Here is a 6,984-nt window from a genome sequence, read left to right on the forward strand (position 1 = left end):
TTGTTTAGCAGCACTTGAATCAGTAGTAGATTTAGACAGCAACGGCTCGCTTTCTTTAACATTTAGTTTACCGTAAATAAGGGCAACAGCTACAATTAGCAGAACTCTCATTAATTTGAATACAATGGCTAAATTGGTTACTTCTCCGCTGACTAATTTAGCAGAAGCGATAACTTGACCAATAGATTGAACGGTTCCACCGATCAAAGCAGAGGTTTGTACAGCCTCATGATGGTAAAGCCAAGAAGAAATGAGAGGCAATAAAACCATTAAAAAAGTTCCTACAATATTAACAGCAGTGATCGACATGCCTTTATCTTTATCGTCTGCTTTAATGACCGGAGAAACAGTTCCGATTGCGGAAGAACCACAGACGGCGTTCCCAGCTCCCATTAACAATGAAAATTTCTTATTGAATTTCATAGAACGGCCGATCCAATAAGCTATAAAAATAGTGGCTATCATTTGAAGCAGAACGAAAACAAAACCAGTAGAGCCAACTTGTTTAATAATTTGGAAATCAAGAATCAATCCATTTAAAACAATGGACAATTCTAATAATGTTTTTTCCGAAAATTTAGTTCCGCTATTTAAAGAAGGTTTATTTAGCAGCGTGTTTCCTAATAAAATTCCTATAAAAATAGCAATTAAAGCTGATCCTAGCGTAGGTAGAAAAGCAGCTAAGTATTGACTAGCTATAGAAATAAGAATACTGATAAATAAACCTGGCAGAATTGTTTTTATTTTTTTTCCGAGTTGAGTAAGCATGATGCATCTCCTTTATAATCTCTTTTATAGAAAATAGTTTACACTTTAATTTGCATAAGATAAAATAATCATTTATTATATATTTATAAATTTAGTTTATGGAGGACGTACAAAGATGCTAGACTACCGCTACCAGACGTTTCTGACGCTTACAGAGGAAATGAATTATACTCGGACAGCAAAAAAATTGCATATTACACAACCAGCTGTTACGCAGCACATTCATTATTTGCAGAATCAGTTGGAAGTTGAATTGGTTCAGTACGAAGGCAGACAAGTAACGATAACTGAAAAAGGAAAACAATTGAAAAAAGATCTTTTATTGCTGCAAAAGGAAATACAGCAAATTCAAGAACAACTGAATCCAAAAGAAGAAAGTCCTTCCTTTACCTTTGGAGCGACACTGACGATTGGTGAATATATGATGCCGAATCTTATTGAAACCTATCTGCAAGTTTATCCTGCACATCAGCTTTCTATGGTAGTGGATAACACAAAGTCGTTGATTGATTTATTGGAACACGGAAAAATCGATTTTGCTTTTGTGGAAGGGGAATTTAATCAGCAGTTTTTTGGATTTCACAAAATTTCCGAAGAATCGTTTATTGCAGTCTGTTCAGCAATCAGTCCCTTATGGCGCAAAGAGCAGAAAATCAATGATTTGTTTTCTGCTCCTTTATTGATACGGGAAGAAGGATCGGGCTCCCGTTTGATATTCGAAACAGCTCTAAAAAATAAAGGCATTCATTTAGACAGTTTTATAAAAACTATGACGATCGGCAGTATTGGTTCCATCAAAAAATTAGTAGAAAAGAATTTGGGCATTACTTTTTTATACCGCAAAGCGGTTGAGGAAGAACTTGAAAAGGGAACACTGAAAGAAATTAAATTAAAAAAATTTGTGATTGAGCACCCATTTCATTTGATTTATTTAAAAGAAACGAATGCAAAAGGAACAGAAATAGCCAAAAACTTTAAACAGTTGATCAATCTAAAAAATGAATAGTTTTACTTGTTCACTCAAACTGTTAGCTGCTGTTCTAGCAACTAACGGCTTGAGTGAACGTTTCTTAAATTTGGAAATAAAAAACTGTAATTTGTTGATTTAAAGCTATACTTTGTTCCTTTTTTTGCAGGCTTAAGACGATTAAAATAGAGTTGTTTGGAAGCGGTTCCTTAAAGCGCTAAAATAAAAAGGTCTGCTTTTGTAGAAAAAAGGACAAGAGCAAAGGCTGGCATATGTATATATCCCCTCATTTTTATTTGAGAGGTTAAATAAATAAATAAACAAAGGACGAAAGAAGCAGCTGATATAAAAAGTTTCTTTTTCTTTTTAAGGAGAGTATTTAAATGAACATAATGGATCTTGAAAATCCCAAACGATTGAGCCGAAACCGTTTAAAAAGTCGATCTTATTTTATTCCGTTCGCAGATAAATCGGCAGCATTAACGGATCAAAGAAAGAATTCTACTCGCTTCCAACTATTAAATGGCAGCTGGAAGTTTCATTATGCTGAGAATCCAACTGACTCACCAGAGAATTTTTATAAAGAAAGCTACGATTGTGATTCATGGGATACCATTATCGTACCTTCTCATTGGCAATTAAGCGGGTACGGACGTCCGCATTATACAAATGTAGCATATCCGTTTCCTGTAGATCCGCCTTACATTCCAAATGAAAATCCTACAGGCAGTTATAAACGTCAATTTTATATATCAGAAGATTGGAAAGATCAGCAAGTTTTTTTGCGTTTTGAAGGAGTCGACAATAGTTTTCATTTTTGGATCAACGGACACGAAGCAGGGTTCAGCAAAGGCAGCCGCTTGCCGGCAGAATTCGATATTACTTCTTATTTGAAAGCAGGAAAAAACGAACTATCCGTAAGGGTTTATCAATGGTCTGATTCTACTTACATAGAAGATCAAGATATGTGGTGGTTAAGCGGGATTTTTAGAGATGTCTATTTAATAGCAAGGCCTCAAGCTACCATCGAGGATTTTTATATTGAAGCTGCTCTTGATGAAAAGTACGCTAACGGGCTATTGACTGTTAACTTGAAGTTTGATGAAACTGTGCTGGAGCAATTAAAATACCGTAAAGTAATCTATACATTATTAGACAGCCGTCAGAAAGTTGTGCAAGGAATATCCGGTGAATTAAACGAACTCCAGCAGCAAAACGAGATCAAAGCTGTTATTCAAAAACCTTTAAAATGGACAGCAGAAACACCTCATTTGTATCAAATTCTATTGACAGTGACCGACGAAAAAGGAGAAGTATTAGAAGTAATAACACACAAAATAGGATTTCGAACGATCGAAATAAAAAACGGTCTTTTTATGGTCAACAATGTGCCAATCAAATTTAAAGGAGTCAACCGGCACGATAATCATCCTGACTTGGGCCGAGCGGTTACTCTTAAAGACATGGAAAAAGATATTCAATTGATGAAACAAGGCAATATCAATGCTGTTCGTTCGGCACATTATCCTAATGATCCTCGTTTTTATGCTTTGTGTGATGTTTATGGATTATATGTTATGAACGAAGCTGATTTGGAAACTCACGGATTTGAGATCGTCGGCAATGTCAATTTCTTAAGTGACGATCCGAGATGGGAAGATGCTTATATCGATCGGATGGAACGCATGATTGAACGAGACAAAAATCATCCTTCGATCGTATTATGGTCTCTGGGAAATGAATCAGGGGCTGGCCGCAATCATGAGTCAATGGCAAAGTGGCTTCATCAAAGATACCCTGCTTTTTTGATCCATCATGAAGGCGCTACAAAACAGTTGTTTGAAGCAGAACAATATGATCTAGATTCGCCGATATCCGCTGTGAACTCCACAATGTATACCGAAATTGATCGGTTAGAACAACTAGGAGCAGCAGCTAACCATCAAAAGCCGCATATTTTATGCGAATATGGGCATGCAATGGGAAATGGGCCAGGAGCATTAAAAGAATATTGGAAATTATTTTATCGTTATCCAAGAATGCAAGGTGGATTTGTCTGGGAATGGTCTGATCACGGGTTAAGACAACATACTCAAACAGGTGAAGAATTTTTTGCATATGGCGGCGACTTTGGAGATCAGCCAAACGACCATAACTTTGTAATCGATGGACTGGTTCAGCCGGATCGCAATCCATCTCCGGCATATTATGAATTAAAAAAAGTAATGCAGCCGATAATAGTTGAAGCCGTTGATCTCGAAAAAGGTATATTTTTGATCGTTAATCGATATGATTTTCAAACACTAGATCATTTATTGTTGTCGTGGTCTATGCGGATAGAAGGGACTATTCTGCAAAGCGGATGCATGCCGATCAAAGGGATTGAGCCTGGTAAATCAAAAGAATTTGCGATTCCATTAAATGGGTTGAGCAGTTTAGCGAATCCATTCAACGACGTATGGGTCGATATGCAGTTTATTACAGTGGGCCAGACGAAGTGGTCTGTGCAAGGACATGAAGTGGCATTTGAACAATTTAGAATCAAACAGTATGAGAAAAGCAAAAAGATGGAAATGATAGACGGTCGATCAGCATCTGCACATCAGACAGTTCCCTTAACCAGTCAAGAGACGGAAACCATCTTTGAATTAAAAGGAATAGATTTTGCATTGTCTTTTGATAAATTAAATGGAACGTTGATTTCTTGGATGTATGAGAATAGATCGTTAGTAGAGAAGGGGCCGAAACTTAATTTTTGGCGGGCAATGACGAATAATGATCATCGTTCTGAAAAGATATGGAAAGATTACGGCTTGCATTGGTTGCAGCAAAGAACAGACACTTTTGAGTGGCGATTTTTAAACAACCAGACAGCAGTTGAAATCACTATTACCCAGCGGATAGGACCGCCAACTCTTGCTTGGGGGATAGAGGTGAAAGTTGTTTATACAGTGATGCATTCAGGAGAAGTCAGTATTCAAGTAAAAGGCGAACCAACAGGTGATCATCCAGCTACATTTCCGCGAATCGGGTTCGAACTGGTCTTGCCGGAAAGATTCGATCAAGTAGCATGGAACGGCAGAGGGCCAAGAGAAAATTACCCGGATACAAAAGAAGCTGGCCGCTTTGGGATCTACGAAAATTCAATAGATGAACTGAGTTTTTCTTATATTTACCCGCAGGAAAACGGCAATCGCTCAGATGTCGAATGGTTGAGGGTAACAGACGAAAGAGAAAGCGGCTTATGGATTAATGGAAATAAACCATTTAATTTCAGTGCTCGCCACTATACACAAAAGAATCTTGATGAAGCTCAACATACTTATGATTTAAAGAAAACAAAAGAAGTTTATCTTTATTTAGATAAACAGCAGCATGGAATTGGTTCAGCAAGCTGCGGTCCTGACGTTTTAGAAAAGTACCAATCAGTAGCTGAAAAATTCGAATTTGATTTGGTATTACGGCCTTTTAATGATTAAGTAATTCAGATAAAGAAAAAAATAATGAACCGTAAAAAGTGGTATACTTCATTTTTTGCGGTTTATCAATAGAATAAAGACCATAAAAGGAACAAAAAGCGCTAGAAATAGCTGATAAGAATGTTTTTCTATAATTTGTGTAGGTTATCCTATATTTTATTCCTTTCATCACTTGGTATAGTCAATTAAAATAAGAGTATAAAGAAAGGCATTAGTTTTGAAAGGAGCATACTGAATGAAAAAGAAAAAAAAGGGGTTTTTGTATCATTTAAATAGAAATAAAGCCATGTTGTTTATGGCACTGCCCGGAACGATTTGGTTGATTTTCTTTTTCTATATTCCTGTAGCAGGAAATGTAGTCGCTTTTAAAGACTTCAGATTTATTGAAGACGGCGGATTTTGGGGAAGTATCAGTCAAAGCAAATGGGTAGGATTTGATAATTTTAAATTTTTATTTTCTTCTTCAAATGCCTACATCATTACCAGAAATACGATTTTATACAACGTTACATTCATTATAGCAGGATTAATCTTAGCAGTCAGCATTGCCGTTATCGTCAGTCAATTGCGTTCTAAAAAGATGATCAAGATTTACCAAACGTCTATGTTGCTTCCCTATTTCCTTTCATGGGTTATTATAAGCTACTTTGTATACGCTTTCCTGAGCCCGGATAAAGGATTAGTCAACTCGATCATTGTAGGTCAAGGAGGCACACCAATCAGCTGGTATTCTGATCCAACGTATTGGCCGTATATTTTAGTGTTCTTGGGCATTTGGAAAGGCGTCGGATACAGCAGTGTGATTTACTTTGCAGCTATTATGGGAATCGAACCGGCTTATTATGAAGCAGCTGAGATCGACGGTGCCAGCAAATGGCAGCAGATCAAACACGTTACTTTGCCTCACTTAGTTCCTTTGATCACTATTTTAACCATCATGAGTGTCGGCGGTATTTTTAAAGCAGACTTTGGTTTATTTTATCAAATTCCTCGGAATGCAGGTGCGCTTTATAACGTTACTTCTGTCTTGGATACTTATATCTATAATGGTTTAGCATCAAGCGGAGACATTGGGATGACAACAGCAGCCGGATTGTATCAATCCGTTGTAGGGTTTGTCTTAGTTATGATCACCAACTTGATCGTACGCCGTTTTGATGAAGAATCAGCATTATTCTAGAGAGGAGGAGCAAAAATGCAAGCTGAAGACACTTATATTAAAGAACAAGAACAAAAAAAAGCTACAGATAAGAAAAAGAAAAAACGCATTAATTCCGTTAATTACAAAGGATTTGGAAAGAAAACAAATATCTTTTTTAACATCTTAATTGGAATATTTGCTTTTTCCTGTGTGTTTCCTTTTATCTTCATTGTGATTCTATCCTTTAGTGATGAGACCGCAATGGTTGTTAATGGGTATCAATTGATTCCTGAAACATGGAGTTTTGACGGGTATCGCTACTTAGCTCAAATGGGCGATCAAATTCTTCAAGCTCTTTTCGTTACCGTTTTTGTTACTGTTGTCGGCACGTTGATCAATACGACATTAACTTCTTCATATGCTTACGCAATTTCACGTAAAGACTTTAAATTCCGTAAATTCTTCACCATGTTTGCACTAGTAACCATGTTGTTTAGTGCAGGACTAGTACCGGGATATATCGTGATGACGAGTTTATTAGGATTGAAAGATACGATTTGGGCATTGATTTTGCCAATGGCAATGAGTCCTTTCAACATCATCGTGATGCGTACTTTCTTTATTCGTCC

General features: G+C 36.8%; 4 protein-coding genes and 1 pseudogene. 4 read left to right on the plus strand and 1 reads right to left on the minus strand.

Translation table 11 applies throughout. From position 1 onward, the window contains the following. A partial coding sequence (locus RT405_RS06330) for a putative sulfate exporter family transporter (protein ID WP_313468497.1) occupies positions 1-768 on the minus strand: 768 nt, incomplete at its 3' end. Between the two features lie 115 nt (positions 769-883). Here RT405_RS06330 and RT405_RS06335 point away from each other — a divergent pair. From RT405_RS06335 to RT405_RS06350, 4 genes and pseudogenes are all read left to right on the plus strand, one after another. Then, positions 884-1,774 (plus strand): LysR family transcriptional regulator, encoded by an 891-nt coding sequence (locus RT405_RS06335; protein WP_313468499.1) that lies wholly within the window; start codon positions 884-886, stop codon positions 1,772-1,774. 344 nt (positions 1,775-2,118) lie between these two features. Continuing rightward, on the plus strand, positions 2,119-5,214 hold the full coding sequence (locus RT405_RS06340) for a glycoside hydrolase family 2 TIM barrel-domain containing protein (protein WP_313468501.1): 3,096 nt from the start codon (positions 2,119-2,121) through the stop codon (positions 5,212-5,214). A gap of 235 nt (positions 5,215-5,449) precedes the next feature. Beyond that, positions 5,450-6,394, plus strand: a complete 945-nt coding sequence (locus RT405_RS06345) for a sugar ABC transporter permease (protein WP_313468502.1) — start codon at positions 5,450-5,452, stop codon at positions 6,392-6,394. Positions 6,395-6,409: 15 nt separating this feature from the next. Next, a pseudogene (locus RT405_RS06350) lies at positions 6,410-6,984 on the plus strand (carbohydrate ABC transporter permease); the annotation flags it as partial.

The organism is Carnobacterium sp. (assembly GCF_032094055.1).
Taxonomy (GTDB): Bacteria; Bacillota; Bacilli; order Lactobacillales; family Carnobacteriaceae; genus Carnobacterium_A.